28 protein-coding genes are annotated in these 26,386 nt (G+C 66.6%); 5 read left to right on the top strand and 23 right to left on the bottom strand.

Annotation, left to right across the window (positions count from 1 at the left end):
- Positions 1-57: 57 nt before the first annotated feature.
- Positions 58-738, bottom strand: coding sequence for a TetR/AcrR family transcriptional regulator (locus tag QNO06_RS06620; RefSeq protein WP_227914037.1), 681 nt, complete (start codon positions 736-738; stop codon positions 58-60).
- A 129-nt stretch (positions 739-867) separates the two neighbouring features.
- Here QNO06_RS06620 and QNO06_RS06615 point away from each other — a divergent pair, with 129 nt between their 5' ends.
- A complete protein-coding gene (locus QNO06_RS06615) occupies positions 868-1,794 on the top strand; it encodes an NAD-dependent epimerase/dehydratase family protein (RefSeq protein WP_227914036.1) in 927 nt (308 codons plus the stop codon).
- A gap of 41 nt (positions 1,795-1,835) precedes the next feature.
- Here the strand turns inward: QNO06_RS06615 and QNO06_RS06610 are convergent, their stop codons facing one another.
- The 4 genes from QNO06_RS06610 to infC form a co-directional block, all read right to left on the bottom strand.
- Complete coding sequence (locus tag QNO06_RS06610) at positions 1,836-2,744, bottom strand: TrmH family RNA methyltransferase (protein WP_227914035.1); 909 nt, start codon at positions 2,742-2,744, stop codon at positions 1,836-1,838.
- A 22-nt stretch (positions 2,745-2,766) separates the two neighbouring features.
- Positions 2,767-3,417 carry a 50S ribosomal protein L20, sunset domain variant gene (gene rplT, locus QNO06_RS06605; protein WP_227914034.1) on the bottom strand — a complete coding sequence of 217 codons (651 nt, stop codon included), beginning with the start codon at positions 3,415-3,417 and terminating at the stop codon, positions 2,767-2,769.
- Positions 3,418-3,538: 121 nt separating this feature from the next.
- On the bottom strand, positions 3,539-3,733 hold the full coding sequence (gene rpmI / locus QNO06_RS06600) for a 50S ribosomal protein L35 (protein ID WP_146363238.1): 195 nt from the start codon (positions 3,731-3,733) through the stop codon (positions 3,539-3,541).
- Positions 3,734-3,841: 108 nt separating this feature from the next.
- On the bottom strand, positions 3,842-4,843 hold the full coding sequence (gene infC / locus QNO06_RS06595; protein ID WP_442860193.1) for a translation initiation factor IF-3: 1,002 nt from the start codon (positions 4,841-4,843) through the stop codon (positions 3,842-3,844).
- A 387-nt stretch (positions 4,844-5,230) separates the two neighbouring features.
- Here infC and QNO06_RS06590 point away from each other — a divergent pair, with 387 nt between their 5' ends.
- The gene (locus QNO06_RS06590; protein ID WP_227914033.1) at positions 5,231-5,659 is read left to right on the top strand and encodes a DUF1844 domain-containing protein; all 429 of its coding nucleotides are present in this window, start codon (positions 5,231-5,233) and stop codon (positions 5,657-5,659) included.
- Between the two features lie 70 nt (positions 5,660-5,729).
- On the opposite strand, the gene QNO06_RS06585 is transcribed toward QNO06_RS06590, so the two are convergent.
- From QNO06_RS06585 to QNO06_RS06550, 8 genes are all read right to left on the bottom strand, one after another.
- Positions 5,730-7,040: an MFS transporter gene (locus QNO06_RS06585; protein ID WP_227914032.1), complete on the bottom strand. Its 1,311-nt coding sequence runs from the start codon at positions 7,038-7,040 to the stop codon at positions 5,730-5,732.
- Between the two features lie 34 nt (positions 7,041-7,074).
- Complete coding sequence (locus QNO06_RS06580; protein ID WP_227914031.1) at positions 7,075-7,923, bottom strand: SseB family protein; 849 nt, start codon at positions 7,921-7,923, stop codon at positions 7,075-7,077.
- 2 nt (positions 7,924-7,925) lie between these two features.
- Entirely contained in the window at positions 7,926-8,675 is a 750-nt protein-coding gene (gene priA / locus QNO06_RS06575; RefSeq protein ID WP_227914030.1) for a bifunctional 1-(5-phosphoribosyl)-5-((5-phosphoribosylamino)methylideneamino)imidazole-4-carboxamide isomerase/phosphoribosylanthranilate isomerase PriA, read from the bottom strand.
- Between the two features lie 23 nt (positions 8,676-8,698).
- Positions 8,699-8,857 carry a CG2302 family histidine operon protein gene (locus QNO06_RS06570; RefSeq protein ID WP_227914029.1) on the bottom strand — a complete coding sequence of 53 codons (159 nt, stop codon included), beginning with the start codon at positions 8,855-8,857 and terminating at the stop codon, positions 8,699-8,701.
- A 5-nt stretch (positions 8,858-8,862) separates the two neighbouring features.
- Positions 8,863-9,501, bottom strand: a complete 639-nt coding sequence (hisH, locus tag QNO06_RS06565; protein WP_227914028.1) for an imidazole glycerol phosphate synthase subunit HisH — start codon at positions 9,499-9,501, stop codon at positions 8,863-8,865.
- Positions 9,498-10,115 (bottom strand): imidazoleglycerol-phosphate dehydratase HisB, encoded by a 618-nt coding sequence (hisB, locus tag QNO06_RS06560; RefSeq protein ID WP_227914027.1) that lies wholly within the window; start codon positions 10,113-10,115, stop codon positions 9,498-9,500. The genes hisH and hisB overlap by 4 nt, the downstream gene beginning before the upstream one ends.
- A gap of 133 nt (positions 10,116-10,248) precedes the next feature.
- Positions 10,249-11,349: a histidinol-phosphate transaminase gene (locus QNO06_RS06555; protein WP_227914026.1), complete on the bottom strand. Its 1,101-nt coding sequence runs from the start codon at positions 11,347-11,349 to the stop codon at positions 10,249-10,251.
- Positions 11,350-11,413: 64 nt separating this feature from the next.
- Positions 11,414-11,800, bottom strand: a complete 387-nt coding sequence (locus tag QNO06_RS06550; RefSeq protein ID WP_227914025.1) for a LysM peptidoglycan-binding domain-containing protein — start codon at positions 11,798-11,800, stop codon at positions 11,414-11,416.
- 435 nt (positions 11,801-12,235) lie between these two features.
- Between QNO06_RS06550 and lexA the strand changes: the two genes are divergently transcribed.
- On the top strand, positions 12,236-13,027 hold the full coding sequence (lexA, locus tag QNO06_RS06545) for a transcriptional repressor LexA (protein WP_442860192.1): 792 nt from the start codon (positions 12,236-12,238) through the stop codon (positions 13,025-13,027).
- Between the two features lie 105 nt (positions 13,028-13,132).
- On the opposite strand, the gene QNO06_RS06540 is transcribed toward lexA, so the two are convergent.
- Together QNO06_RS06540 and hflX are read right to left on the bottom strand one after the other, a co-directional pair.
- Positions 13,133-15,169 carry an ATP-dependent DNA helicase gene (locus QNO06_RS06540; RefSeq protein ID WP_227914024.1) on the bottom strand — a complete coding sequence of 679 codons (2,037 nt, stop codon included), beginning with the start codon at positions 15,167-15,169 and terminating at the stop codon, positions 13,133-13,135.
- Positions 15,162-16,727, bottom strand: a complete 1,566-nt coding sequence (hflX, locus tag QNO06_RS06535; protein WP_442860194.1) for a GTPase HflX — start codon at positions 16,725-16,727, stop codon at positions 15,162-15,164. The genes QNO06_RS06540 and hflX overlap by 8 nt, the downstream gene beginning before the upstream one ends.
- A 192-nt stretch (positions 16,728-16,919) precedes the next feature.
- On the opposite strand from hflX, the gene QNO06_RS06530 reads away from it, so the two are divergent.
- Positions 16,920-17,534 carry a class I SAM-dependent methyltransferase gene (locus QNO06_RS06530; protein ID WP_227914022.1) on the top strand — a complete coding sequence of 205 codons (615 nt, stop codon included), beginning with the start codon at positions 16,920-16,922 and terminating at the stop codon, positions 17,532-17,534.
- A 13-nt stretch (positions 17,535-17,547) separates the two neighbouring features.
- Here the strand turns inward: QNO06_RS06530 and dapF are convergent, their stop codons facing one another.
- From dapF to QNO06_RS06490, 8 genes are all read right to left on the bottom strand, one after another.
- On the bottom strand, positions 17,548-18,474 hold the full coding sequence (dapF, locus tag QNO06_RS06525) for a diaminopimelate epimerase (protein ID WP_227914066.1): 927 nt from the start codon (positions 18,472-18,474) through the stop codon (positions 17,548-17,550).
- A 35-nt stretch (positions 18,475-18,509) separates the two neighbouring features.
- The gene (gene miaA, locus QNO06_RS06520) at positions 18,510-19,445 is read right to left on the bottom strand and encodes a tRNA (adenosine(37)-N6)-dimethylallyltransferase MiaA (RefSeq protein ID WP_227914021.1); all 936 of its coding nucleotides are present in this window, start codon (positions 19,443-19,445) and stop codon (positions 18,510-18,512) included.
- Positions 19,446-19,457: 12 nt separating this feature from the next.
- Complete coding sequence (gene miaB, locus QNO06_RS06515) at positions 19,458-20,984, bottom strand: tRNA (N6-isopentenyl adenosine(37)-C2)-methylthiotransferase MiaB (RefSeq protein WP_227914020.1); 1,527 nt, start codon at positions 20,982-20,984, stop codon at positions 19,458-19,460.
- Between the two features lie 113 nt (positions 20,985-21,097).
- On the bottom strand, positions 21,098-21,457 hold the full coding sequence (locus tag QNO06_RS06510; protein WP_331461483.1) for an aggregation-promoting factor C-terminal-like domain-containing protein: 360 nt from the start codon (positions 21,455-21,457) through the stop codon (positions 21,098-21,100).
- Positions 21,458-21,995: 538 nt separating this feature from the next.
- Entirely contained in the window at positions 21,996-23,279 is a 1,284-nt protein-coding gene (locus QNO06_RS16975) for an aggregation-promoting factor C-terminal-like domain-containing protein (protein ID WP_331461482.1), read from the bottom strand.
- A gap of 80 nt (positions 23,280-23,359) precedes the next feature.
- Positions 23,360-24,160: a regulatory protein RecX gene (locus QNO06_RS16970; protein ID WP_331461481.1), complete on the bottom strand. Its 801-nt coding sequence runs from the start codon at positions 24,158-24,160 to the stop codon at positions 23,360-23,362.
- A 112-nt stretch (positions 24,161-24,272) separates the two neighbouring features.
- A complete protein-coding gene (recA, locus tag QNO06_RS06495) occupies positions 24,273-25,325 on the bottom strand; it encodes a recombinase RecA (protein WP_227914019.1) in 1,053 nt (350 codons plus the stop codon).
- 247 nt (positions 25,326-25,572) lie between these two features.
- The gene (locus QNO06_RS06490) at positions 25,573-25,797 is read right to left on the bottom strand and encodes a DUF3046 domain-containing protein (RefSeq protein WP_227914018.1); all 225 of its coding nucleotides are present in this window, start codon (positions 25,795-25,797) and stop codon (positions 25,573-25,575) included.
- 55 nt (positions 25,798-25,852) lie between these two features.
- On the opposite strand from QNO06_RS06490, the gene QNO06_RS06485 reads away from it, so the two are divergent.
- Complete coding sequence (locus QNO06_RS06485) at positions 25,853-26,350, top strand: MarR family winged helix-turn-helix transcriptional regulator (protein ID WP_227914017.1); 498 nt, start codon at positions 25,853-25,855, stop codon at positions 26,348-26,350.
- Positions 26,351-26,386: the final 36 nt, after the last annotated feature.

The raw sequence follows: 26,386 nt of genomic DNA, 5'->3' as shown, positions 1-26,386 counted from the left end.
GGCCGTTACCAATACGCTACATCCGCCGCAGGGGCCGTACGTGCCGCAGGCCGGCAGTCAGCCGTTCATCCGGAGGTAGGCCGCCCGCAGGGTGTCATCAAAAAAGGACCTTTGTGCCGCGACCACATTGCGGAAGTGGCCAAACAGCTCAAAGTTGACCAGCCCGAAGAGCTGGCTCCAGACGGCTACCCCGGCAGGCAGCTGCCGGGGGTCGGCTCCGATGCCCTCGGCCAGGGCAACGAGTCCCGGATCCAGCAGGTCGAGCCCGTTGGCTCCGGCTTGGCCGCTTGCCGGCGGCAGCAGCCGCAGGAGCGCCACCGGCACCCGGGCGGCCTGTTCCACCGTGGATTCGGGCGCGTGGTAATCCGGAACCGGTGAGCCGTAGATCAGCGCATATCGGTGGGGTTGGGCCAGTGCCCAGTCCCGCACTGCGTGGCAGACGGCCATAAACCCCTTCTCGCCTGGCGCCGCATTCGATGCAGCGCGTTCGGCGGCGTCGCCCAGGTCCGAATAGGCGCGAAGGATAAGCGCTGTGAGCAGTTCGTCTGCGCTGGCGAAGTAACGGTAGATGGCAGACGAAGCCATCCCCTGGCCGCGGGCGATGGCCCGGAGGGAAAGATTTGCCGGACCGCCCTCGGCCAGCTGTTGTTCAGCGGCGTCGAGGATACGGGCGGTGTGCAGCCGCCGGGCCATGGCCCGGGGCCCCTCCCCCGATTGGGGCGAAGTGGAACTCGTCATCCACTCATCCTGCCTCAAGTAATCAGTGCACACAATTGTGAGCAGTGCTCTTGTTTTTGACTGCATGGCGGTCTAGCGTCGAGCCGGTAAGCAACACGCACTGACCAACAGACTGGAAAAGGACGAAACATGGCGGTATCACTCATCATTGGCGCTGGCGCCGTCGGCCGGGCCTTGGCCGCCCATCTCACCGAACGGGACCAGCGCGTCCTGGTGGGCACCCGTTCCGGAACCGAGGTGCCAGGCACCGAGGCCGTGCGCCTGCAGGCGTCGGACGCCGAAGCCCTCACGCGGGCAGCGCGCGGCGTGGAAGCGCTGTACGTTTGCAGCAATCCGCCTTACCCAGCCTGGGAGCGCGAGTGGCCACCCATCACTGCGGCCGTCATTTCCGCGGCGGAGGCCACCGGCGCCCGGGTCGTCCTGATGGGAAACCTCTACGCTTACGGCCGCGCGCACATGCCCATGCGGGAAGACAGTCCGCTGAATCCGGCCGACCGGAAGGGCGAAGTACGCCGGCGCATGTGGGAGGAACTGCTGGCGGCGCATACGGCAGGACGCATCCAGGCAACGGAGGTGCGGGCCAGCGACTACTTCGGGCCGGGCGCCGGTGCCAACGCCCATCTGGGTCCGCGTTTCCTCAAGCCGCTGGCGGCTTCGAAAACTGCCTGGGTAGTGGGGAATCCGTCGCTGGCGCATAGCTGGGCTTATCTGCCGGACATCGCGGCAACACTGGCCGCTGCGTCAGCTGACGGCGCGTCCGGGACGGCCTGGCATGTTCCGCACTCCTCGCACCTGGACCGGCTCACCATTGCACGCCGGGTCAACGAACTGCTGGGTTCCGCGGGCAGGGTACGCTCCTATCCCGCCGCGCTGTTCCGAATCGGCGGGAAGTTCCTGCCCGAAGTACGGGAGATCGGTGCTTCGTCCTATCAGTTCACGTCGTCGTTCACTGCAGATTCCGCCCGAACCGAAGCAGCCCTGGGCGTTCGGGCTACGCCCTTTGACGGTGCGTTGGAGTCGACGCTGCGCAATTCGGCGGGGTTGAAGATCCGCTAACTGCGGGGTGTGCGCTGCGGCAGCGACGGCGGCAGCCGGTCCTACCGGTTCTGGGCGCGGGCGGAGGCGTACAGGCAAACAGTCGCCGCTGTGCCCACGTTCAGGCTCTCGGCGCTGCCGTACAGAGGGACCGCCACACGGTGGTCGGCGGCGGCAAGTTCGGCGTCGGAAAGCCCCTGGGCCTCGTTGCCGAACAGCCAGGCGGTAGGAGCCTCCAGCTGCGGCAGGCCGGCGTCGTCGTTGTGGCGGTCAGCGGCAGGAGCAAGCCTGCGCACCGCACTGAGGTCCTGCAGGCGGTCGAGGTTCACGCTGCCGTAGCCGTCGGCCGCGAGGACCGTCACTCCGGCTGTGCCCAGGGCCTCGATGACGGCGCCGAAGTCGGCTCCGGTGACCACCGGCAGGTGGAACAAGGACCCTGCCGTGGAGCGCACGGCTTTGGGGTTGTAGATGTCCACGCTGGAAGCGGTCAGCACCACCGCGTCGGCGCCGGCGGAATCAGCGGCGCGCAGCACGGTCCCGGCGTTACCGGGGTCCCGGACCTCGCACAGAACGGCCACCAGTTTTGCTCCGCCGGCCAGGACATCCTGCAGGCGCGCTGTGGACATGTTGCAGACGGCGACGATGCCCTGCGGGGACACGGTGTCTGCCATAGCGGCCAGGACTTCGTCCGTGGCCAGGCGCAACGTCAGGCCGCGGGCCAGATCCGCCAGCTCGGGCAGCCGGTCCAGGCACGCCTGGGTGGCATAAACCTCGTGCACGACGGCAGAGCCGCCGTTGGCCGCGGCCGCTCGGTGTGCGCTCAGCGCCTCCCGGACGGCCTGCGGCCCCTCGGCCAGGAAACGGCCGGATTTTAAGCGCGAAGAGCGCCCGGCAAGTCTCGCAACATCACGGACCCGATCAGCTCGGGGGTTGGACATCAGCGGTGCCTGCGGGCGCCCTTCAAGGTTCATCGTCTTTTAGAGACCGATTCCCTTAGCCCTGGAACTTCTGGCGGGATTCTCCGCCAGCGGGTTCCAGACCGGCAGCCTTGGCTGCTTCAACGGAATCGAACCAGTACTCAGCAACAGTCTGCTCGTACCAGGTGGAACCGGGGACGTGGTACTTGCCCGAGCCCAGGTTGCCCTTGATAACGAAACCTTCGGGGGCGTCGCCCTCGGAAGCCTTGAAGCCACCCTTGGCGGTGGCAACGGCAGCAGCCGGCTTGGTGTCAGCAACGGGAGCAGCCTTGGCGGCCGGAGCAGCCTGGACAGCCGGAGCGGAGGTGTCGGACGGCAGGGCATCCTTGGCGATCTGGACCAGTGCGGCGAACGCAGCGGCGTCGTTGACGGCCAGTTCGGCCAGCATGCGGCGGTCAACCTGGATCTCGGCCAGCTTGAGGCCCTGGATCAGGCGGTTGTAGGTCAGGCCGTTGGCGCGGGAAGCAGCGTTGATGCGCTGGATCCAGAGGCGGCGGAAATCGCCCTTGCGCTTGCGGCGGTCACCGTAGCTGTACACAAACGAGTGCAGCAGCTGCTCTTTGGCCTTACGGACCAGGCGCGAACGCTGTCCGCGGTAACCCTTGGCGCGCTCGAGAATAACCCGACGCTTCTTGTGGGCGTTAAGCGCCCGCTTCACACGTGCCACGTGCGTACTCCTTTTGGTAAATCTCCCCGACTTGGTAAGTCACTGCGCCTGGAAGGCCCAGGAGCGGGGAAAGCTTTGATGGGTGAGACCGGCCCGGACGGGACGGCCATCAGGGAATTAGTTAGATGCCCAGCATCTTCTTGATGACCTTGGCGTCTGCCGGTGCCACGAGCTTGTCGTTGGCCAGGCGGCGCGTCAGCGTGGAGGGCTTGTGCTCCAGGTAGTGGCGGCGGTTAGCCTGCTGGCGCTTGAGCTTGCCGGTACCGGTCAGCTTGAAGCGCTTCTTGGCGCCACTGTGGGTCTTCATCTTCGGCATGTCTACCGATCTCCTTTAGGTTTCCGCGGGCAGGCCCGCGGGGCTTCAGGCACCCGTTGGGTGCCAGGGCATTGTTACTGGACGCCGGGGCGTCGCAGTGCAGTGGAACTACTCTGCGGTTCCGGGCTTGGGCTGGCCGGACATTCCCCGAGGGGTGGACGGCTTGCCGGCAGGCTTCGGTGCCGCGGCCGGCTTGGGCCGGGCAGCGGGCTTGGGTGCAGCAGTCGGCTTCGGAACCGCGGCCGGCTTGGGTGCAGACACCGGCTTCGGTGCTGCGGCCGGTGCGGCTGCCTCGGCAGGCTTGGCAGGCTGAGCCGGTGCGGCAGGCGCAGCGGCCGGCTTGCTGGCTGCAGCCACACGGCGTGCTTCGGTTGCGGCCTTTTCAGCAGCCGCAGCCTTGGCCCGCTTTGCGGCCTGTTCCTTCTCTGCCTGTTCCTGCTCTGCACGGGCCTTATCGGCTTCGGCAGCGGAGGAACCCAAACGCAGGCCGTCCGGCAGCAGATCCGCCAGGCTCTGCGTCATGGGAGCCTTGTCCGCCGAGGTATCCACCCGAGCAGGTGCCTCGCCGTTCTTGATCGCCTCGTTAGCAGCCTTGGCATCTGCCCGCTGCGTTGCGCGGCGGGCTTCGGCCTTGGCCTCAGCCTTGTTCTTCAGCGGACCGATGACCATCACCATGTTGCGGCCGTCGATGCGCGGCGTGGACTCAACCACACCCACCTCGGCTACATCCTCAGCGAACTTGTTCAGCAGCCGCATACCCATTTCAGGACGCTGCTGCTCACGGCCGCGGAACTGGATCATGGCCTTGACCTTGTCCCCGGCGGCGAGGAAGCGCATGGCGTGGCCGCGCTTGGTCTCGTAGTCGTGGGTGTCGATCTTCAGGCGGAAGCGGATTTCCTTCAGAACGGTGTTCGTCTGGTTCTTCCGTGCTTCACGTGCCTTGACGGCGGCTTCGTACTTGTACTTGCCGAAGTCCATTAGTTTGCACACCGGCGGCTTCGCCTGCGGTGCTACCTCAACAAGATCCAGGTCCGACTCAGCAGCCAGTCGAAGCGCGTCCTCAATACGGACAACTCCTACCTGCTCACCTGCCGGACCTACCAGCCGCACCTCAGGGACGCGGATTCGATCATTGATTCTTGGCTCGCTAATGTTGCAGCTCCTGTGTTCTTCAAAACGGCTACCGCCTGCAAATGAAGAAGGCCTCCAATTGCAAGCGCAATCGAAGGCCCGTGAGGGGTCGGCATCAACTGCCCGTAAGGCAGTTAGCTCCCGGCAGTGCTGGCAGGCGCGGAATATCCGTGCTGCTGGCCCGCCGGGGCCGACCTGAACCCGGCAACTCTGCCGCCACAATGGCAGTCAGGCTGACGCGGGTGGGAGGGGTCTCCGCTTGCATACCGGTGACGCCGCCTTCAGGAGGAAAGTGTGATTTTCATCCTGCCCGCAAGGGGCATTGAAAGTAACGACAACCAGTCGGTCTGTGACAAGCTTACCAGTATGAGTACCCCACAGAGCAATCCGGCAGGCGAGGCAACCCGCCACTCCTTCCCGGGAACACCCGCAGAGACCGAATCCGCCGCTGCAGCGCAGCAGGAAGTCGCCGAGCAGATGCGCGACATTGCCGAGGTGCCGGCCATCGAGGTCATCACCACCGCTGCCGTCCACCTGATGAGCGCCGCCGCCGTTAAGTGCGGCCTGGCTGAAGGCGACGACGCCGAAGAGCTGAAGGACCTGGACGAAGCACGCAAGCTGATCACCGCCCTGGCCGGCTTCGTTACCGCCGCAGCCCCCGAGATCGGCAGCCAGCACGCCGGGCCGTTGCGCGACGGCCTGCGTTCGCTGCAGCTGGCTTTCCGGGAAGCATCCGTCATTCAGGACGCCCCCGGCAAGGGTCCGGGCGAGAAGTTCACCGGCCCCGTCAGCTAGAGGCCCGGCTACCGCTACAGACCCGGAGCGCCTGCCCCTGCGGCAGGCGCTCCGGGTCTTTTTGTCTTCGCTAGAGGGCGGCCGGCCGGCGAACGAGCCGGCGAACCGAGAGCGTCACCAGGACAAGCACCCCGGCCGCGCCGCCCGCCATCAGGAAACCGGCCCACGGACCGATCACGTCGATGGCCAGTCCGGCCACCGGCGCGCCCAGTGCGGTTCCGGCGGTCATCGCCGAACCGTACCAGCCCATGGCTTCCCCTCGACGGTCCTCGGACACCAGGTCCGCGACCCGTTCGGATGCCGAGGACAGCACGGGCGCGCAGAGCAACCCGGCCGGAATGGAGAGCAATGCGAGGCTGAGGGTGCCGGTCGCCAACCCCATCGGCATGGTCAGCACCGCCATGGCCAGCAGGAGCACCATGGGCGAAATCCGCTTGTTCATGGCGCCGTACACGACGCCGCCCACGGCCGAGGCAGCGCACCAGGCCACAAACACAATGCCGACCTCGGACGGGTTGCCGCCGGCTTCCACGAGGGCCACAATCCCGACGTCGGTGCTGGAGAGCAGCAGCCCGGCACCCACGGCAACGGCGAACACCACGGCCACACTGGCGGTTAGCCAGCCGAAGTTGCCGGCCAGTCCCCTGCCCAGCCGGGTAAGGAGGTTCTGCGGTCCGCCGGGGAGGCCGGCTCCGGTGAGCTCCATGGGAGCATCCTGCACATTTGCGGGTGCGACGTTGATGACGGCGGAGGCCGCGGCCTCCTGCTCGTCGACGGCGGTCACGGCGTCCTTCGGTTCGGCAGTCCGCGTTGGCGGGTTGAACCAGATGAGCAGCAGTCCGGACACCGCAGCGGACAGACCTACCGCGGTGAGGCCCACCACGGAGGAGATCTGTGTGGCGATGACGGCTCCGAGGGCAGGACCCACCATAAAGACGAGCTCGGTGGCAATTGAATCCAGGGCGAAGGCTGTGCGCCGCTGCTCGCCGGTGGCCAGCACGCCCAGGGACTGCCGCACCACGCTGAAGACCGGCAGGGTAAAGACGCCGCCGATCAGCGCGAGTACCAGCAGCCACTCGAAACTGGCGTGCGGCGCGATGCTCCAGATGGTTGCCTCGGCGATCACTGACGGGATCAGCGCCCGGCGCACCCCCACGGTATCCACGCGTCGCCCGCGCCACGGCGCACCCACGGCAATGCCGATGGTCACCACCGCGGCCACCGCGCCGGCTGCCGCGTAGCCCTTGTCCATGGTGTTCACCACGTGCAGCGTCAGCAGCACGCCTGCGGCGGAATGCGGGAACCTCGCCACCATTCCCACCAGCAAAAGTCGGCGGATGGGGGCAATCCGCAGCATCTCGCGGTACAGGCCAAAATTCACGGCGGTTCTCTTCTGGCGGGCTACGCCTGACGGGTCAGCGCGTGGTCAACAGATCCAGTGAATCCACACGCTCAACAAACTCGGGGTTGGCAGTCAGGCGCTCCTGCAGGACTGCCATCAGGGCAGAGACGTCCTGCGGACCAAGTCCGGGCGCAAGCTGAACGACCATTGTAAGCTCAGGACCGGCGCCTCCCCCGCCCACCGGCTCACCGGCGGCTGTACGTGACGCGGTGCCCTGGCCCTGCTGGAGGGTAATGCCCAGGATCCGCGGGTCCGCTTCCGCGGCGGCCCGGGCAAAGTCCACCAGTTCCGCGTCGGCGTAGGAGGGCACCCATTCCCGCTGCTGGGCCAGCGCCCACATGGCCGGCCGGCGCACCACAAAAGTGAAATCGGCGCCGGGATCGATGACCAGCAGCTGCGCATCCTCGGAAACGGCGGACAGTGCGGCGCGTGGTGTGTAAACGGCCACGGGCCGTGCTTCCGGATGCCACTTTTCCAAGGCGTCCACCGAGGTGAACACCGGCAGCGCCTTCCGCCCGTCCGGCGCCGTCAGCGACACGAGCGCCATGTCGGCCTGTTTGTCGGCAGTCAGGCCGTGGTCGGATTCGGCTTCCTCCCCCAGCACGGCGACGATGGGCACGAACACGCGGGCGGTGGCCAGGGCGGCCACAACCTCGGGTTCGCTGCCGGTCCCGGCAACGAGGCGCGCGACGGCGGCGACGTAGCCGGCGTCGGCCCGACCGTCGTCGCTGTCAAAGTTATGCAGCGGATTCCCGTCGCCGGTCAGGTCCCGTCCGGACCAGGACCGGCCGGCAGAGTCCGCGGGACCGCCGGCCCCTGCCAGGGCGGCGGCAATGTGGCCCGGGAGTTCGCGCGATGCCATGGTCAGCGGGCCGGGTGTCCGGCGACGTCGAAGGCCTGGGGCAGCGTGAAGGCGCCGGCATAGAGGGCCTTGCCCACAATGGTTCCTTCCAGCCCCAGCGGAACCAGCTCGCGCAGGGCGGCGAGGTCGTCCAGGCTGGAAATTCCGCCGGAAGCCACCACCGGACGGTCGGTGCGTTTGAGCACTTCCCGCAGCAGGTCCACGTTCGGTCCGCGCAGGGTGCCGTCCTTGGTGACATCGGTGACTACGTAGCGGGGGCAACCGGCCTCTTCGAGCCGGGCGAGCACCTCCCACAGGTCGCCGCCCTCCTTGGTCCAGCCGCGGGCCGCCAGGGTGGTTCCGCGCACGTCCAGGCCCACGGCGATTGCCTGCCCGTAGCGGGCAATCGCGCTGGCGGTCCATTCCGGGTTCTCCAGTGCCGCAGTGCCCAGGTTCACGCGTTCTGCGCCGAGCTCCAACGCCTTGTCCAGCGACTCGTCGTCACGGATGCCGCCGGAAAGCTCCACTTTGATATCGAGGGACTTCACCACGCGGCTGAGCAGGTCAAGGTTCGAGCCGCGGCCAAACGCGGCGTCCAGGTCCACCAGGTGGACCCACTCGGCGCCGTCGTTCTGCCAGGCCAGGGCCGCCTCCAGCGGATCGCCGTAGCTGGTCTCGCTGCCGGCTTCACCCTGGACCAGGCGCACGGCCTGTCCGTCGGCCACATCCACGGCGGGCAGCAGTTCTAGGACGGGTGTTTCGCTGAAGGGCATCTCTTGTGCTTTCGGTGGTGGGGTCAGGAAAGGTCGAGGGTCAGCAGGTAGGCGCCCAGCAGGGCCATTCCGGCCAGGACCCAGAAGCTGATGACAATGATTTTGGACATGCCCTGGCTGCGGAAAGACACCGCGCCGCCAATGAGGAGACCGGCCAGGCCCATCAGAAGAATGCTCCACATAGCGCTCAGCCCAGCGTCTTAAGCCAGTTGTTCAGCAGTGCTGCGCCGGCGTCGCCGGACTTCTCCGGGTGGAACTGGGTAGCCGACAACGCACCGTTCTCCACCGCGGCAATAAACGGGCCGCCGTGGTCCGCCCAGGTGACCTGGGGCGGTCGCATGGCCGGCTGGGTGACGTCGAAGTCCCACTTCTGCACGCCGTAGCTGTGCACGAAGTAGAACCGCTCGTCCTCGATACCGTCGAAGAGGGCCGAACCGGCCGGGGGCTTTACGGTGTTCCAGCCCATGTGCGGCACGACGTCGGCCGCGAGCCGTTCAACCACGCCGGGCCACTCGCCCATCCCCTTGGTCCGGACCCCGTGCTCCACGCCCTCATCAAAGAGCACCTGCAGGCCTACGCAGATACCCAGCACCGGGCGGCCGCCGGCCACGCGGCGGCCGATCATGCGGAGGGCATCCACGTCCTTGAGGCCCTGCATCACGGCGGCGAACGCGCCGACGCCGGGGACCACGAGCCCGTCGGCGTTCAGGACGTCATCCGGCTTGGCGCTAAGCGTGACGTTGGCGCCGGCGTGCTCAAGGGCGCGCACGGCGGAGCGGATGTTGCCCGAACCGTAGTCCAGGACGGTGACGTTGCGGGGACTCACAGTGCTCCCTTCGTGGAGGGGATGCCCTCAACGCGCGGATCGGATTCAACCGCCGCGCGCAGGGCGCGGGCGAAGGCCTTGAACTGGGCCTCGACAATGTGGTGCGGATCCCGTCCGGACAGCACGCGCATGTGCAGGCAGATCTGGGCGTGGAGCGTGATCGCTTCGAAGACATGCCGCGTCAGGGATCCGGTGAAATGCCCGCCGATCAGGTGGTATTCCTGGCCAGCAGGCTCCCCGGAGTGCACCAAATAGGGGCGGCCGGAGATATCGACGACAGCCTGCGCCAGTGCTTCATCCAGCGGAACGGTGGCTTCGCCGAAACGGCGGATGCCGGCCTTGGTGCCGAGGGCGGTCTTCAGCGCCTCGCCGATGCTGATGGCGATGTCCTCCACCGTGTGGTGGACATCGATGTGGGTGTCCCCCGTGGCCCGGACGGTGAGATCCATCAGTGAGTGCTTGGCCAGCGCGGTCAGCATGTGGTCGTAGAACGGCACCGAGGTGCTGATATCCGCGCGGCCCGTGCCGTCCAGATCGAGTTCGACGACGACGGACGATTCGCTGGTGGTCCGCTCAAGGCGGGCGGTGCGTCCGGTGGCGGTCTCCACAGTCATGAGGTTCCTTCGCGAAGGTTGGAGCCGAAGCAATAGGCAAAGCCCCGGCAGGTCATCAGTTTAGTCCCGAAGCGGGCAACACCCGGAACTGGAACCGGGGGCCGGGAGGTGGATGCACCGACGGACGGGCGGCTCAGGCGGCGAGCAGTTCCTGCAGCCGGGTCAGGAACGCCGTGGTTTCCGCTTCGGTACCGGCGGTTACCCGCAGGTGCCCCTCAATGCCGATGTCACGGACCAGGACACCGGCTTCCAGCAGCCCTTCCCAGACGGCCCGCGGGTTCTCCATCCCGCCGAACAGGACAAAGTTGGCGTCCGACGGCGCCGGGGCCAGTCCCATAATGGTGAGTTCCCGGACGATCCTGTCGCGCTGGGCCTTGATGTCCTCAACGTTGGACAGGAGGGCATCGGCGTGCGTCAGGGCTGCGTTGGCCGTGGCCTGGGTAATGGCGGAGAGGTGGTACGGCAGCCGGACCAGGCGCAGGGCGTCGGCGATCTGCGGCGCTGCGGCCAGGTAGCCGATCCGGGCCCCGGCCAGGGCGAAAGCCTTGGACATGGTCCGGGAGACGATCAGCCGCTCGCGTCCGGGCAGCAGCTGCAGGGCGCTGGGGGTTTCCGTGTGGGAGAACTCCGCGTAGGCCTCGTCCACCACGACAACTGCGTTGGAGGCGGCGCCGGCATCGTAGGCCGCCTCGATGGCGTCCAGTCCCAGGGCGGTGCCGGTGGGGTTGTTCGGGGTGCAGAGAATGATGATGGTAGGCGCCTGTGCCCGGACCTGCTCCGCCACGGACTGCGGGTCCAGGGTGAAGTCGGCTTCCCTTGTGCCGGTGACATAGGCGGTTCCCGTGCCGCTGGCGAGCAGCGGGTACATGGAGTAGGTGGGCGGGAAGCTCATGGCCTTCCGGCCGGGGCCCCCGAAGGCCTGCATGATGTGCTGCAGGACTTCGTTGGAGCCGTTGCCGGCCCAGATGTTTTCAGCGGTGAGGCCGTGGCCGAGATAGGCGGCCAGGTTTTCCCGCAGCTGGGTGAACTCGCGGTCCGGGTACCGGTTCAGGCCGGCAACTGCCGCCTGGACCTCGGTAACGATCGCTTCCCTTACATGCCGGGGCAGCCCGTGGGTGTTTTCATTGACGTTCAGCAGGATCGGCACATCCAGCTGCGGAGCTCCGTACGGGCTCAGGCCGCGGAGGTCTTCCCGCAGGGGAAGTCGGTTCAGGTTTTCCAGCTGTTCACTCACCCGTACAGCTTAAGGCGCTGCGGCACCCGGCGCGGAATCCGGTGTCCCGGCATGAAGTTCCGGGCTAGGAGGCGACGGGGATGTAGAGCTGCCGGCCGGCCGGGACCGTGGCGTTTTCCAGGTTGTTCAGTTCCACGATGTCCGCAACGACGTCCCGGGGATCCCGCTCCGGTGCGTATTCGGTGGCGAGGGACCACAGTGAGTCGCCGGTGGAAACGGATACCTGCAGGGTGCGTGTAGTTTCCGGTGAGTTCCCGGTGGCCATGGCAGGGGCGGTGAAGAAACCCGCAAAGACCAGAAGTGCAGCGGTGGAGAACATCAGGGGTGCGCCCACCAGGACGAGCCGTCCGCGGCGGGTGAGGCGCAGCGGTGCCTGGCTGCGCGCGGCAGCGGAGGCGCCGGCCGGGGCACTGGGACGCACCGAAGCGTTGGGAAGTACGTGTACTGACATGTCAATACCTTTCCGGTCCGATGAGCAGCTCCCGCGCCGTCCGGACAATCCCCGGCAGGACCGGGTATTGCGCGGGGCTTAGAAACTGCATTCGAACATCTGGTGGATCCTGCGAGGTGTCACAGGACCATACTCGAACATACGTTCTAAGTTGTACTCGAACATTTCTAGCACTTATCTACGAACATTGTCGAGACTCGCTCGAATATATGTTTGAAAAACTTGCCGCGCTCCCTTAGCGTTGAACCTGTCGGGAAAGCGGTGATACCAACTAATCACCCGGCACTGACAAAACTGAGAAAACCGGGAAACCGGGACGCCCGGGAAACCGGGAAAAGCGACAAAACGGTACGGCCAGCACCGCAGGCACGGCCGGCACATAAAGAAGAAGCCATCGGGTCCGCATCCGCGGGCCTACCGTGAAGGGAAGCCGACGTGGCCCGTGTTACCAATGGCAGCACCCCCGCCCCTGCCGCGCCCGCTCCGGCAGTGCGCACCAAGGGCCTCACCGCCCGGCAGACTAAGATCCTCGAGACCATCCAGCGCTCGGTCAGTACCAACGGCTACCCGCCCTCTATGCGGGAAATCGGAGACATCGTCGGTCTGGCCAGCCTCTCGAGCGTTACCCACCAGCTGAGCCAGCTGGAAAAGCTGGGGTACATCCGCCGGGATCCTAAACGGCCCCGGGCCATGGAAATCCTGGTCCCCCTGCTGCTTCGCGACGCGCCTTCAACCCGCCGCAGCGCATCCGGTTCGCCGGACGGTTCAGCGGCGGAAACCGGCTCAGGGTCCACGGCGGGGGCAGCATCCGGCGCCGGCAGCTCACATGTCTTCGACCTCACCACCGCGATCGACACGGCCATGGTTCCGCTCGTGGGACGCATTGCGGCCGGCGGGCCCATCCTGGCGGATCAGCAGGTGGAGGAAGTCATTCCCCTGCCGCGCCAGCTTGTTGGCCACGGCGACCTGTTTATGCTCCGCGTGTCCGGCGACTCGATGGTGGACGCTGCCATTTGCGACGGAGACTGGGTGGTGGTGCGGCGCCAGCCCACGGCAGAGAACGGCGATATTGTTGCCGCCCTGCTGGAGGACGAAGCGACGGTCAAGACCTTCCGCCAGCGCAACGGCCACACCTGGCTGCTGCCGCAGAACACCCGCTATGAGCCCATCCTCGGCGACGAAGCCACCATCATGGGCAAGGTCGTATCGGTCATGCGTTCTCTCTAGGGCCGCACGCACCAAAAACAGCGCCCATAAGTACAGCGCCGCCGGCTCCCTGCCGACGGCGCTGCTGCGTTCCTGCCTCGCGCTTCCCCCTGGACGGGGCCCGGCCTAGGTCCGGGTGCCTGCGGGCTGAGCTGAGAGGCGTTCAAGGGCCTGCAGCACCACGCCGCGGTCCGTGGTGGACCAGAACGGGGGCAGGGCAGCCCTCAGGAAGCTGCCGTAACGGGCGGTGGCGAGCCGGGAGTCCAGGACGGCCACCACCCCCTTATCACCGGAGGCCCGGATCAGCCGGCCAGCGCCCTGCGCCAGCCGGACGGCGGCGTGGGTTGCCGAAACACTCATAAAGCCGTTGCCGCCTGCCTTGGCCACCGCACGGGTGCGGGCCGTCATCAGCGGATCATCGGGACGCGGGAACGGAATCCGGTCCATGATGACCAGCCGGCACGAGGCACCAGGGACATCCACGCCCTGCCACAGGGACATGGTTCCGAAGAGGCAGGTCGCGTCGTCATCGGCGAACTGCTGTACCAATGCGGACATGGTGGACTCGCCCTGGCACAGGATCGGGAAGTCCACCCGTGTGCGCAGGGCATCAGCCGCTTCCTCGGCTGCACGCCGGGAAGAGAACAGACCCAGTGCGCCGCCGCCGGAGGCCTTGATCAGCGCCTCAATCTCGTCCAGTTGCTCCGGGGATGTCCCCCGCCCCGGTTTAGGCAGGTCCTTGGCTACGTAGAGGACACCCTGCCGGGGGTAGTCAAAGGGACTGCCGACGTCGGTGCCGTTCCATTTCGGGGCACCGCTGCCCAGGAGTCCCAGGGCGCCGGCCACCGGACCGAATTCTGCTCCGATGGCCAGGGTGGCGGAGGTCAGGACCACGGTGTGACCGTCGAAGAGCCCTTCGCGCAGCCGGCCGGCCACCGACAGTGGGGCCACGTTGATGGTGGGCGGTGAGTCTTCTTCGGGCGCCGTGTATCCGGCACCGGGAGAGAACGTGCTGGGGCGCGATGCCCAGACCACTTCACCGGAGTTGCCGGCATCAAGAATGCGGTCGCACATTTCCTGCACGGCCATGAGCCGGGAACGGGCCATCTGGCGCCCGCCGTCCACGTTCTCGCCGTCGGGCTTGGAATCTGACAGCGCTGTGCGGGCCGAGTCGCGTACGTGCCCCAGGACCATCTCCTGGTCCTCGGACAGTCCCGCGGCCAGCAGACCGGACGGGACCGGTGCGAAGACCTGGTCGAACGCGCGGCCGGCAGCGGCCAGCGGCTCCAGGGCGGCGGAAGTGTGTTTGCGGGCTGCGGACACGGCTGCGGAGATAACGGTCCCGGACAGCTGTCCGGTGACGGCGCCGGTGACGCGGTCCTGCAGCTCGTGGGCCTCGTCAATGACCACCACGTCGTAATCGGGCAGCACGGCCAGACCCTCAAAGGCGGCGATGGCCAGCATGGCGTGGTTGGTGATGACAAGGTCCGCCACGGCCGCTTTGGCCCGGGCCTGCTCGCTGAAGCACAGTTCCGCCACGGGACACTTCTGCGCCCCGAGGCACTCCATGGAGGTCACGGAGACTTGGCGCCAGGCCCGGTCGCTGACACCTGGCAGCAGTTCGTCGCGGTCCCCGGTTTCTGTTTCCTGTGCCCACTCCTGCAGGCGGACGACGTCGCGCCCCAGTGCCGAGGTGGGTCCCCCGGCGGGCGCTGGGTGGGACACCGCCTGCTCGTGCATAAACAGCGTTCCCGCCTCGTCTTCCTCGGGGAACCCGCCGCCGGTCTTGTGGACGCAGACGTAGTTACTGCGGCCCTTGAGCAGGGCGACATCCACTTCCCGGGGCAGCTTGGGCGCCAGGGTCTTCAGCAGGCGCGGCAAGTCCCGGCCCACAATCTGGGACTGCAGGGCCAGGGTGGCCGTGGAGACCAGGGCAGGCTTGTCGCTGTCGAGGGCATGGGCAATCAGCGGAACCAGGTACGCCAATGACTTGCCGGTGCCGGTGCCGGCCTGGACCAGCAGGTGCTCGCCGGACTCGATCGCCTCGGCCACCTGCCGGGCCATCTCGTGCTGGCCCGGCCGGTTCTGTCCGCCCATGGACGTGACCGCCGTGTCCAGCAGCTCCAGTACCTGCTCCGGCACCTGCTGCGTCTTCCTACCCATGGGTTACGAACGGCTCCAGCTCTGCAGCGAGCCCTTCACGGACCTTCACGTGCAGCCGGGTACCGGTCTCCACATGGTCCGTGGACAGGATCTCTGCGTCCTGCTGGTGGAGCCGGGACACAATCTCGCCGCGCTCATACGGCACCAGCAGTTCCAGCTCCACTCCCGGGCGCGGAATGCCTTCGGAGATCGCCTGGAGCAGCTCCGGGATGCCTTCGCCCGTGCGGGCCGAAACCACCACATACCGGCTTTCGCGCTGGCGCAGCCGTTCCAGGACAAACGGATCCGCGGCGTCGGCCTTGTTCAGCACAATGATCTCAGGCACCTTGCGGGCGTCCACCTCGGCAAGGACGGTGCGGACGGCCGCAATCTGGCCTTCCGGGTCCGGGTGCGAGGCATCAACTACGTGCAGGATCAGGTCTGCGTCCGCTACTTCTTCCAGTGTGGAGCGGAAGGCCTCCACTAGCTGCGTGGGCAGGGAACGGACAAAGCCGACCGTGTCCGCCAGCGTGTAACCGATCCCGTCTTCCGTCTGTGCCTTGCGGATGGTGGGATCCAAGGTGGCGAACAGGGCGTTCTCCACCAGCACGCCGGCGTCGGTGAGCCGGTTCAGCAGGGAGGATTTGCCGGCATTTGTATAGCCGGCAATGGCTACCGAGGGCACGGCGTTGCGCTGCCGGTTGGCACGCTTGGTCTCCCGCGCCGGCTTCATGCCCGCAATTTCGCGACGCAGCTTGGCCATGCGGGTGCGGATCTTCCGGCGGTCCAGCTCGATCTTGGTTTCACCGGGACCGCGCGAGCCCATGCCCGCGCTGGCGCTGCCCACCTGGCCGCCGGCCTGGCGGGACATGGATTCACCCCAGCCGCGCAGGCGCGGGAGGAGGTATTCCAGCTGCGCGAGCTCAACCTGGGCCTTACCTTCACGGGACTTGGCGTGCTGGGCAAAGATGTCCAGGATCAGGGCCGTACGGTCAATGACCTTGACCTTGACAATGTCTTCCAGTCCGCGGCGCTGGGACGGAGCGAGCTCGCTGTCCACGATCACTGTGTCAGCGCCGGTCGCCGTGACAATGTCCTTCAGTTCCTGGGCCTTGCCGGAGCCGAGGAAGGTGCCGGGATCCGGCTTGAGGCGGCGCTGGATGATTCCGTCCAGGACTTCCGATCCGGCGGTCTCCGCCAGCGCGGCCAGTTCCTTCAGGGAGTTTTCGGCATCTTCTGCGGTGCCTTCGCTCCACAGTCCCGCGAGGACAACCCGTTCCAGACGCAGCTGGCGGTACTCAACCTCGGTGACGTCTTCGAGTTCGGTGGACAGGCCGGCGACGCGGCGCAGCGCGCGCCGCTCCTCGAGGTCCTGCTGCTCGCCGTCGTGGACGGAATGCTCAGTGTTGTCGGACAGCGCCTGGGCGCGTCCGTTGTTGACTCCGGTGCGGGTCAGCGGCTTGGTCTCCACCGTTTTGGCTTCAACTGCGCTGTCCTTCGCAAGGATCCGGTCGATGACCCCTTGGATGTCCGAAGCGCTGAGCTCCGAAGCGGAGCCGGCACCGTTGACGGAACCCATGGAACGGGAGTTGTTGATGGTCATAATCTCCTTATGAGAACGTACTTAACATGGTAGGCCAGTGAACTGACATTCTCCGGCGAGACCGACCGTCTGCGCAATGGATTCCTGTCCCGACTTCCACCTGTTCCAACCCCGCAGGCACCGCTTAAATTCCTGTCCGCGCCCGGGTTCCGGCTAATCTGGACTGTTATGGGTTCAGACCACTATTTCTCTTCCACACCGTCCGGACCCGAGGTCCGACGGCCGCTGCGCGTCACGCTCAACGGCTCCGAACGGACGCTCCAGACCGCCGGCGGCATCTTCAGCCCGGACGGCATCGACAAGGGCACCGCAGTACTGCTGGACGAAGTTCCCGCCCCGCCCGCAACCGGTAATCTCCTGGACATCGGCTGCGGTTGGGGCCCGGTGGCCCTCACCCTGGCGCTGAAGTCCCCCGCCGCACAGGTTTACGCCGTGGACGTCAACGAGCGCTCCCTTGCCCTGACCCGCGACAACGCCGCTTCGCTGGGATGCACCAACGTTAGTGCTGCCCGGCCCGAGGACGTGGATCCGGAGCTGCGCTTTGACGCCATCTGGTCCAACCCGCCCATCCGCATCGGCAAGGATGAACTGCACGCCCTGCTGCTGCTCTGGCTGCCACGCTTGGCTCCGGGCGGCACCGCGTGGCTGGTGGTCCAGAAGAACCTCGGATCGGATTCGCTGCAGCGCTGGCTGACCGAAGAACTGCCCGCCGGCTTTGCGGTGTCCCGCCACAGCACCGCCAAGTCCTTCCGGATCCTGAAGGTGGAACGCGCGCACTCCTAGCCCGGGCCTTCTCCTACAGCAGGATGCCGCGGGCCACCAGCACGGCCGGTCCGCTGAGTTCGACGTGTTCGCGGCCTTCGGGACCGGTCAGGAACCGGACGCCGACGACGCCGCCGGGCACCGTCACGGCCCACGCATCGGGCGCACCGGCACCGGCCCAGAAACGCGTGGCGACGGCGGCGGCGCAGGCGCCGGTACCGCAGGACAGGGTCTCCCCCACGCCGCGCTCGTGCACACGCATGGTCACCAGTCCCACCCCGTCCTCCACGAGCGGCTCGGCCGGGACAACGAACTCGACATTCGTTCCGTTGGAGGGTTCGGGCTGCACCGACGGCGCGGTGGTGAGATTGGTTGCGGCCAGTTCGTCCAGCTCGGCCAGGGCAACCACCGTGTGCGGGTTGCCCATGCTGACCGACAGCCCGGGACGGGGCACTTCCAGGCCCCCGGCGTTCACCACGGTGTCCATGGACTTGGCGGCAGCGTGGTCCGGGTAGATGAACTCCCACGGGCCCATGTCCACCGCGTAGCCTCCGGGCGTGCGGGTGACGGTCTTCAGCCCGGCCCGGGTGCCGATAACCAGGCTTTCACCCTCTCCCAGTTCCACCAGGTGCTCTTCAAGCAGGAAATGCACAAAGACCCGCACACCGTTGCCGCACATTTCGGAAACGCTTCCGTCTCCGTTCCGGTAGTCCATGAACCATTCGGCTTCCGGTGCGTTCTGCAGCAGTGCACGGCCTTCGGGGACGTACTCGGAGCGGACGGCGCGGATGAATCCGTCCGCACCTATTCCGCGGTGCCGGTCACATACAGCTGCCACGTCTGCGGCAGCCAGGTCATGGGATCCGTCCGTATCGGCCAGCAGCACAAAGTCATTGCCGGTGCCGTGGCCCTTGGCGAAGGGCAGGCCGGCAACGGCAGCGGGCAGGCCGGAGGCGGGCAGGGACGCGGCAGATGCCGTCGAAGCAGAAGTGTTGGTCACCCTTCAAGGATACTGGGCCGCACGGCGGCACGGACGGCGTCGGCCGCTCGGGTAACCAGGGCGGGATCGTCAAAGCCCAGCCAAGTGATGCGCGGGTCGGCGCGGAACCAGGTCAGCTGGCGGCGGGCGAACTGCCGGGTGGCAACAACGGTGGCCTCCGCGGCCTCAGGCACCGAGGACTTCCCGTCCAGGACCGCAAGGAACTGGGCGTAGCCCAACGCACGCGAGGCGGTACGGCCGGTCCGCAGTCCGGCCGGTTCCAGCCGCCGTACTTCCTCGAGCAGGCCCTGTTCCACCATGGCGTCAACACGGCCGGCCAGGCGCTGGTGCAGCACGGGACGGTCCACCTCCAGGCCGATCTGCACGGCAGGCTGGAAGTACTGGCGGACGGGCATAAAGGAGCTGAACGGCCGTCCCGTCAGTTCGAGGACTTCAAGGGCCCGCACGACGCGGCGGGCATCTGAAATCCGTTCTGCCGAGACCGGGTCCGCGGCCCGCAGGCGGGCCATCAGCGCGGGCAGCCCGGCGGTTTCCAGTTCGGCTTCAAGTGCCGCGCGGACAGCGGGGTCGGTGCCGGGGAATTCCAGTACGTCCAGCGCGGCCCGCATGTACAGCCCCGAACCGCCCACGAGGATGGGGAACATGCCCCTGCCCCGGATGTCCTCGACCAGTGCCCTGGCCCGGGTCTGGAACGCCGAGACGCTGGCCTCTTCGGTAACGTCCATGATGTCCAGCAGGTGGTGCGGAACGCCGCGGCGTTCGGCAACCGGGATCTTCGCCGTGCCGATGTCCATGCCGCGGTAGAACTGCATGGAATCCGCGTTGATGACTTCCCCGCCCAGTTCCAGGGCAAGGTTTACGCCGAGGTCCGACTTGCCGGATCCGGTAGGCCCGACGACGGCAATCACCGGACGCTCAGGTGCAGGGTTCATGCTGCAGCGCCCTTAGGAACGCGGGGGCAGCGCGGGCATGCCCAGCGAAACACCCGTGCGGGTGCCGGCCGGTGCGGCCGGCACGCCGCAGGATTCGGCCTGCGAACGGTCCCAGGCATCTCCGGCGCGGGACCGGCGCAGCGAATAGTCGGCGGCTGTGGCGGGATCGGAAATCAGGTGGAAGGCGGCGGCAGCGGTGACCGGGACGGTGACGAGGTCGCCCGGCCGCGGTGCAGGGGCGCCGTCGGGCACCGAGAAGTGCACCAGCCGCTGGTCCCGGGAACGTCCGGAGAGCCGGCCGGTCTCTTCAGCCTTCCGGCCCGAACCGGCAGTGACCATGACTTCTACGGTTGTGCCCACCTGCTTGGCGTTCTCCTCGGCGGCAACCCGGTCCTGGAGGGCAGTGAGCCGCTCATAGCGTTCCTGCACCACGGCCTTGGGCAGCTGGCCGGGCAGGCCGGCGGCGGGGGTGCCGGGGCGCTTGGAGTACTGGAAGGTGAAGGCGCTGGCGAAGCGGGCCTTTTCCACGACGTCGAGGGTGGCGGCGAAATCCTCCTCGGTCTCGCCCGGGAATCCGACAATGATGTCCGTGGAGATGGCGGCGTGCGGCATCCGTTCCCGCACCCGGTCCAGGATCCCCAGGAACTTCTTGGAGCGGTAGGAGCGGCGCATGTCCTTGAGGACCTTGTCCGAGCCCGACTGCAGCGGCATGTGCAGCTGCGGCATCACGTTAGGGGTTTCCGCCATGGCGTCAATGACGTCGTCGGTGAAGGCCGCCGGGTGCGGGCTGGTGAAGCGGACCCGTTCCAGGCCCTCGATGCCGCCGCACGCGCGCAGCAGCTTGGCGAAGGCACCGCGGTCGCCGAACTCCACGCCGTAGGAGTTCACGTTCTGGCCCAGCAGCGTGACCTCGATGGCGCCGTCATCGACCAGTGCTTTGATTTCGGCCAGGATCTCCCCCGGGCGCCGGTCACGTTCCTTGCCGCGCAGCGACGGGACGATGCAGAAGGTACAGGTGTTGTTGCAGCCGACGGAGATGGACACCCATCCCGAGTACACCGAGTCCCGTTTGGTGGGCAGCGTGGACGGGAACACGTCCAATGACTCCAGGATTTCCAACTCGGCCTTGGCATTGTGCCGCGCGCGTTCAAGCAGCGCGGGCAGGGACCCGATGTTGTGGGTGCCGAAGACGGCGTCCACCCAGGGTGCCTTGCGCAGGATGGTTTCCCGGTCCTTCTGTGCCAGGCAACCGCCCACGGCAATCTGCATCCCCGGGCGGCGTTCCTTGATGGGCGCGAGCAGGCCCAGGTTGCCGTACAGCTTGTTGTCCGCGTTCTCCCGGACCGCGCAGGTATTAAAGACAACGATGTCCGCCTGCTCGCCGTCGGCCTCCACATATCCGGCGTCCTGGAGCAAGCCCGAAATGCGTTCGGAGTCGTGTACGTTCATCTGGCAGCCGAACGTCCGGACCTGATAGGTACGCGGTGTTGCCTCGGAGGCCACGGGGGAAGGCACGGGGGAAGGAGAGGAAACAGTCATGCTCACCCTCCTAGGGTACGTCAGCCGCCGTCCCCCACTAGGCCTAATCCCTCACCGAGGCGCAATTCCGCTGCCGCCCTTAGTACCGTTTACTGGCTAGTACCAGTTACTGGCTAGTACCAATTATTGGCGTGGTGGAAATTCAGCGCGTTGCAGGGGCTGCCGTAACGCGATGAGATGTACTGAAGTCCCCAGTCGATCTGCGTGCGGTAGTTCACCGCCCAGTCAGCTCCGGTTGCCGCCATTTTTTCGGCGGGAAGGGACTGTGCAATCCCGTAGGCTCCGCTGCTGGAGTTGGTGGCGCTGGTCAGCCATTCCGATTCTTTGGTCCAAAGCCGGTCCAGGCACGTCAGCTGGGATGCTTCCCACCCCCGGGAGGCGAGCATGGAAGCAGCGTAGGCCTTGGCCGCCGCAGGGTCATCCACAGGCACGGCCGCACGCGCGGCCTCGGCTGCTTCCTCTGCGGCCTGCATGGCCGCGGCCTCATCCGCCGCGCGGGCCGCAGCCTGCTCCGCGGCGGCTTGCTCTGCTGCAGCCTGCTCGTCGGATTCCCCGGCGGGCGGCTGCTCCGCGGGGTGCTGCTCTGCGGGGTGCTGCTCTGCGGGGTGCTGCTCTGCGGGGGCTGTTCAGCTGTTGAACCCTTGGTTTCCGTGACATTCCCGGTTGTGGCACCGTCCCGGACGGGTTCTTGGGTGGCGAGCAGCGGCACCGCCATATTGACCAGCTGCAGTCCGGCGGCGGCGCGCAGATCCTCACCTGCGGCAGTGCCGACCGCGGCGCCGGACACACCCAGCATTGCCAGGGAGCCTAGTGCTGCCGAGGCCCCCATTCGCAGCCTTCGGCGGCGGCGCAGGGCGCGTCGGATGCGGGTCTGTTCGCGGCGTGATGAGTCAAGTGAAGTCACAAGCGCAGGACGCTACCGGAGTTTTCTGGGAAAAGTCTCAAAAAGGTAACGACGATGTTGACGCCCCCGACATCGCATGCAGCCGCAAACCGTTGCCGCCAATTGGGCTAATACCAGTTGACCTCTTCGGAATGCTGCCAGGCGCCGCAGGGTGTGCCGTAGCGCCAGGAGATGTATTCGAGCCCCCAGTTAATCTGGGTCCGGTAGTTTGTCTGCCAGTCGCTGCCGTGGCTGGCCATTTTGCTACCGGGCAGCGACTGCGGGATTCCGTAGGCGCCGCTGGACGGATTGGCCGCCGAAGTGCGCCAGTTGGACTCCCGGTTCCAGAGGCTGACCAGGCAGCGGAATTCGTTGCCGTCCCAGCCGTAGGCACCCATCATGCCGGCGGCATAGTTCTGGGCCCCGGCCGGATCGTCCACCGGTTGGGCGGGCGGCGGCGGAAGCGGAACGGGTGCCGGGCCAGGCGCCGGCGCAGGTGCGGGAGCAGGTGCCGGCACAGGTGCTATGGGGAGGGTCACGGCCGGAACCCCTGTTTCCGGCGCGCCGGGAGCAACGGGTGAGCCAACCGCAGGCCGCGTCACGGTACCGGCGTTCCGTGCCGCCCGTTCCGCTGCCGCCTGCTGTTCCTGGAAGGCCTGCTCAGCGGCAATTCCGCGCAGCCGTGCGTTTTCCACGTCGGCGGTGGTCCCGTGCAAATCGGCCAGTTGGGCCAGCAAAACGGTTTTCCGGGCTTCCTCCTCCCGGACCGCTTCATCCGCCGCGGTGGCAGAGGCGCCGGCTTCGTCAAGATACCGTTTGGCCTCGGCCAGCAGGTCTGCACGGGCATCTCGGGCCTGCTGTTCCTGATCGGCAAGGCCGGCCGCTACCCGTTCGGATGCCGTCGCTGCCGCATACAGGGTTCCGGCCCGCGAGGAAACGCGGTCCATCAGGTCCGCCCCGTGCAGGGCGTCGGCAGACGCTTCCGTATCCAAGAGCAAAAGTCCCAAGCCGTCCGCTGCGGCACCTCCGGACTTGTACGTCTGCGCGGCCAATGCGGCCACACGCTGCAGCGTTTCATCCGCCTGCGCCTCGGCGGCCTCCCGCTGTGCGGATAGCGAGGCCAGGAGCTTCTCATTTTCTGCCAGGGCATCCCTCGCTGCGTTGTAGCGGCTGGTGGCTTTAACCGCAGCGTCGCCCAGTTGCCCGGCGTCGGTGCGCAGCTCCGTGAGCAGCCCTTCGAGCTTGTCAGCCTCAGAGGCTTTGGCGGCCTCGGAGGACTTGGCCTGCTGGATATCTTCCCAGGACGGGTACGGGTCCGCAGCCGAGACAGGTCCAGCGGTCAGCACGGCGGAGGCCAGGATTCCGGCAAACACCACGGCAAACAGCGGGGAACGCCTTAACTTGGGCCCCACCAAGCTCATCTTTAACATAGTTGGCACAGCATACGACACGGCGCGGCGAATTGACACCGGCCCTTCGAGGGTGTGCGCTTTTAGACGCTGTCGCCTCTGGCCTCGCGTGCCTCGCTGATAATTTCTCCGGCCACGCGGAAACCCAGCGACGGCGAGTAACCCTTGCGGGCCAGCATGCCCACGAGCCGCCGCGTTTGTTTGTCCCTTGCCGTGCGGTCTGCGAGATCCGCGGAGGACTGCAGCTTTTTCCGGGCCAGGGTCCTGGCGGCCTCAAGTTCGTCATCGGCGCTGACCTGTTCGAGGGCATCCTCGGCCAGATCCGGCGCAATCCCCTTTTCGGCTAGTTCGCGGCGCAGTGCGCCGCGGGCCAGTGATTTGCCCTGCGACCTGCTCTGGACCCACAACCGGGCGAACTCGGCGTCGTCCACGAGCTGCACTTCCTCGAAACGGTCCAGGACTGCTGCGGCCGCATCCGCCGGAATCTCGCGTTCGGCCAGCTTCGCTTCCAGCTGGTGCCGGCTTTTGGGTGATGCCGTGAGTTGGCGCAGCACAATGGCTTTCGCCTCCGAGTAGGCTTCCTCAGGTGTCAGCTCGGGCGCCGGCCCGGAAACGGAATCCGCCTCCCCCGCGCTGTTCCTCCGGCGCTTCTTTTTCTTGGTGCCGCCTCCGGCGCCTGGTTCTGCCCACGGTTCATCTGCCGGGGCTTCCTCGCCAAAACCGCCTTCTTGGAAGGTATCCCCTGCATCCTTCGGCTTCCGGCGGGAGCGCGCACGGGAGGCCGGAGGCACATCTGCCGGCGTCGTATCCGAAGGCACGGCAGTACCCGCCTGGATGTCGGCGAGCCGCTGCTTCAGTTGTTCGAGCGTTTCTTGGGATGCCATAGCTGTTCCGGTTGAATGAGTCAGTGTTGAATGAGCTGCTGCCTGGATGGCCAAACCCCAAGGGCAGCACCTCCTGAGGAGGCGCTGCCCTTGTTGCCTGAGGGGGTAAGCCCTAGGAGTCCTTGGCTACAGCCTTGAGCTTGGGTGCGGCCGGTTCCTCTGCGGCCGGAACGCCGATGCCCAGCTTTTCGCGGATGCGGCGGTCCAGCTCGTCGGCCAGGTCGGGATTGTCCTTCAGGAAGTTGCGGGCGTTCTCCTTGCCCTGGCCCAGCTGGTCTCCGTCGTAGGTGAACCAGGCACCGGACTTCTTGACCAGCCCGTGCTCCACGCCCATGTCGATCAAGCCGCCTTCGCGGGAGATGCCGACGCCGTACATGATGTCGAATTCCGCCTGCTTGAAGGGCGGTGCCATCTTGTTCTTGACGATCTTGGCGCGGGTGCGGTTGCCAACCGGGTTGGTGCCTTCCTTGAGCGTTTCAATGCGGCGGACGTCGATGCGTACGGACGCGTAGAACTTCAAGGCCTTGCCGCCGGTGGTGGTTTCCGGGCTGCCGAAGAAGACGCCGATCTTTTCACGCAGCTGGTTGATGAAGATGGCGGTGGTGTTGGTGTGGCTCAGCCGGCCGGCGATCTTTCGCAGCGCCTGGCTCATGAGGCGGGCCTGCAGGCCGACGTGGCTGTCTCCCATGTCGCCTTCGATTTCGGCCCGCGGCACCAGTGCGGCAACGGAGTCAATGACGACGACGTCGACGGACCCGGAGCCGATCAGCATGTCCATGATTTCCAGGGCCTGCTCGCCGGTGTCCGGCTGGGACACCAGCAGCGAGTCCGTATCAACGCCGAGCTTGGCGGCGTAGATGGGGTCCAGGGCGTGCTCCGCGTCGATGAATGCGGCGATGCCGCCGTTCTTCTGCGCATTGGCCACAACATGGAGGGCCAGCGTGGTCTTACCGGAAGATTCCGGACCGTAGATCTCCACCACGCGTCCGCGCGGGAGCCCGCCAATGCCCAGGGCAACGTCCAGAGCGACGGAGCTGGTTGAGATGGTCTCTGCGGGGGCGCGCACCTCATCGCCCAGACGCATGATCGATCCCTTGCCATACTGCTTGTCAATCTGGGCCAGCGCTGCCTCAAGTGCTTTTGCGCGGTCGGCTGGAGCAGCCATTCTTCACCTCGTGTTGTGGTTGTGAGTGGCCCGTAGGCCTGTCGTCCATTGCTTAGTAACGACCCTATCCGGCGGCACTGACAAAACGGCTGACCGGACCTTGTTGCTCATTATCTTGTGGATATCCCGGGCCGCGCCTGCTGTGGCCGACCCCTGTGTAGGAGCATATCTTTATCCGAACACAGATTCGAATATTCACCCCGGCGTGTTCCGTTCCGGCTGTCCGGGCTCCCGGGCGTTCCCGCCGCTACGTTGCCTTCGGTTTGATGTCCCGGCCAAGCCTGCGGTCAGCCGGCACGTCCTGGATCTCGCACACGGCCAGCCATACCGCTTTTGGTTCCACGCCTTTCCGGAGCGCTTCCGCAGCGGTAACCCCGCCCAGCTGGCCGAGGACCAGATCCGCGGCCAAGACCCGGGAATAGGCCGAACCGAACTCGTCATCCATGAGCCGCCAGAAGTCACTGATACGCATCGCTTAATTCTCGCACGCACGCAGCGCCCCGCAGTAACCAACCTAGAATGGAGACATGACCGAGACCACCGGTCCCGCGGACCGGCCCGATGGCGGGGACCCGGACAACGATGCCGCCATTGAGGACCTGGAACAGGAACTGAGTGTCCTGTGGCGCCGCGCGCGCTCCGTCTCCCACCAGATAGCCCGCGAAGTCCACCCCGACATGGAACCGTCGGCCTACGGCCTCATGGTGCTGCTCCACCAGCAGGGTCCCATGCGCCTGACGGACCTGGCCGCGGCGGTGGGGGTGGGTAAGCCCTCGTTGAGCCGTCAGGTTGCGATGCTGCAAAGCCTGGGCCTGGTGGAGAAGCATACGGACCCGGTGGACGGGCGGGCCCAACCCATCAACCTCACCGACGTGGGGGCGGCACAGTTGGAAGGCACGGCAACGGCCCGAAAGGAGCACTTCCGCCGGACATGGACCGGATGGGAGGCCGAAGAGCTGCGCGCCCTGGTTCGGCTGCTGCACAAGCTGAATGCCTCCGTCCGTCCGGCCGGGGACAGTCTTTGAAACCGGGGACAGTCTTTGAAATCAGCCCCGGACAGA

This window comes from Arthrobacter sp. zg-Y20 (assembly GCF_030142075.1).
GTDB lineage: Bacteria > Actinomycetota > Actinomycetes > Actinomycetales > Micrococcaceae > Arthrobacter_B.
This window is presented reverse-complemented; position numbering and strand designations above follow the sequence as displayed.

Coding starts and splice junctions, on each gene's coding strand:
- QNO06_RS06620 (WP_227914037.1), bottom strand. CDS start 738: ATGACGAGTTCCACTTCGCCCCAATCGGGGGAGGGGCCCCGGGCCATG.
- QNO06_RS06615 (WP_227914036.1), top strand. CDS start 868: ATGGCGGTATCACTCATCATTGGCGCTGGCGCCGTCGGCCGGGCCTTG.
- QNO06_RS06610 (WP_227914035.1), bottom strand. CDS start 2,744: ATGAACCTTGAAGGGCGCCCGCAGGCACCGCTGATGTCCAACCCCCGA.
- rpmI (WP_146363238.1), bottom strand. CDS start 3,733: ATGCCGAAGATGAAGACCCACAGTGGCGCCAAGAAGCGCTTCAAGCTG.
- QNO06_RS06590 (WP_227914033.1), top strand. CDS start 5,231: ATGAGTACCCCACAGAGCAATCCGGCAGGCGAGGCAACCCGCCACTCC.
- QNO06_RS06580 (WP_227914031.1), bottom strand. CDS start 7,923: ATGGCATCGCGCGAACTCCCGGGCCACATTGCCGCCGCCCTGGCAGGG.
- priA (WP_227914030.1), bottom strand. CDS start 8,675: ATGCCCTTCAGCGAAACACCCGTCCTAGAACTGCTGCCCGCCGTGGAT.
- QNO06_RS06570 (WP_227914029.1), bottom strand. CDS start 8,857: ATGTGGAGCATTCTTCTGATGGGCCTGGCCGGTCTCCTCATTGGCGGC.
- hisB (WP_227914027.1), bottom strand. CDS start 10,115: ATGACTGTGGAGACCGCCACCGGACGCACCGCCCGCCTTGAGCGGACC.
- QNO06_RS06550 (WP_227914025.1), bottom strand. CDS start 11,800: ATGTCAGTACACGTACTTCCCAACGCTTCGGTGCGTCCCAGTGCCCCG.
- QNO06_RS06540 (WP_227914024.1), bottom strand. CDS start 15,169: ATGGGTAGGAAGACGCAGCAGGTGCCGGAGCAGGTACTGGAGCTGCTG.
- hflX (WP_442860194.1), bottom strand. CDS start 16,727: ATGGGTTCCGTCAACGGTGCCGGCTCCGCTTCGGAGCTCAGCGCTTCG.
- QNO06_RS06530 (WP_227914022.1), top strand. CDS start 16,920: ATGGGTTCAGACCACTATTTCTCTTCCACACCGTCCGGACCCGAGGTC.
- miaA (WP_227914021.1), bottom strand. CDS start 19,445: ATGAACCCTGCACCTGAGCGTCCGGTGATTGCCGTCGTCGGGCCTACC.
- miaB (WP_227914020.1), bottom strand. CDS start 20,984: ATGACTGTTTCCTCTCCTTCCCCCGTGCCTTCCCCCGTGGCCTCCGAG.
- QNO06_RS06510 (WP_331461483.1), bottom strand. CDS start 21,457: ATGCAGGCCGCAGAGGAAGCAGCCGAGGCCGCGCGTGCGGCCGTGCCT.
- QNO06_RS16970 (WP_331461481.1), bottom strand. CDS start 24,160: ATGGCATCCCAAGAAACGCTCGAACAACTGAAGCAGCGGCTCGCCGAC.
- recA (WP_227914019.1), bottom strand. CDS start 25,325: ATGGCTGCTCCAGCCGACCGCGCAAAAGCACTTGAGGCAGCGCTGGCC.
- QNO06_RS06490 (WP_227914018.1), bottom strand. CDS start 25,797: ATGCGTATCAGTGACTTCTGGCGGCTCATGGATGACGAGTTCGGTTCG.
- QNO06_RS06485 (WP_227914017.1), top strand. CDS start 25,853: ATGACCGAGACCACCGGTCCCGCGGACCGGCCCGATGGCGGGGACCCG.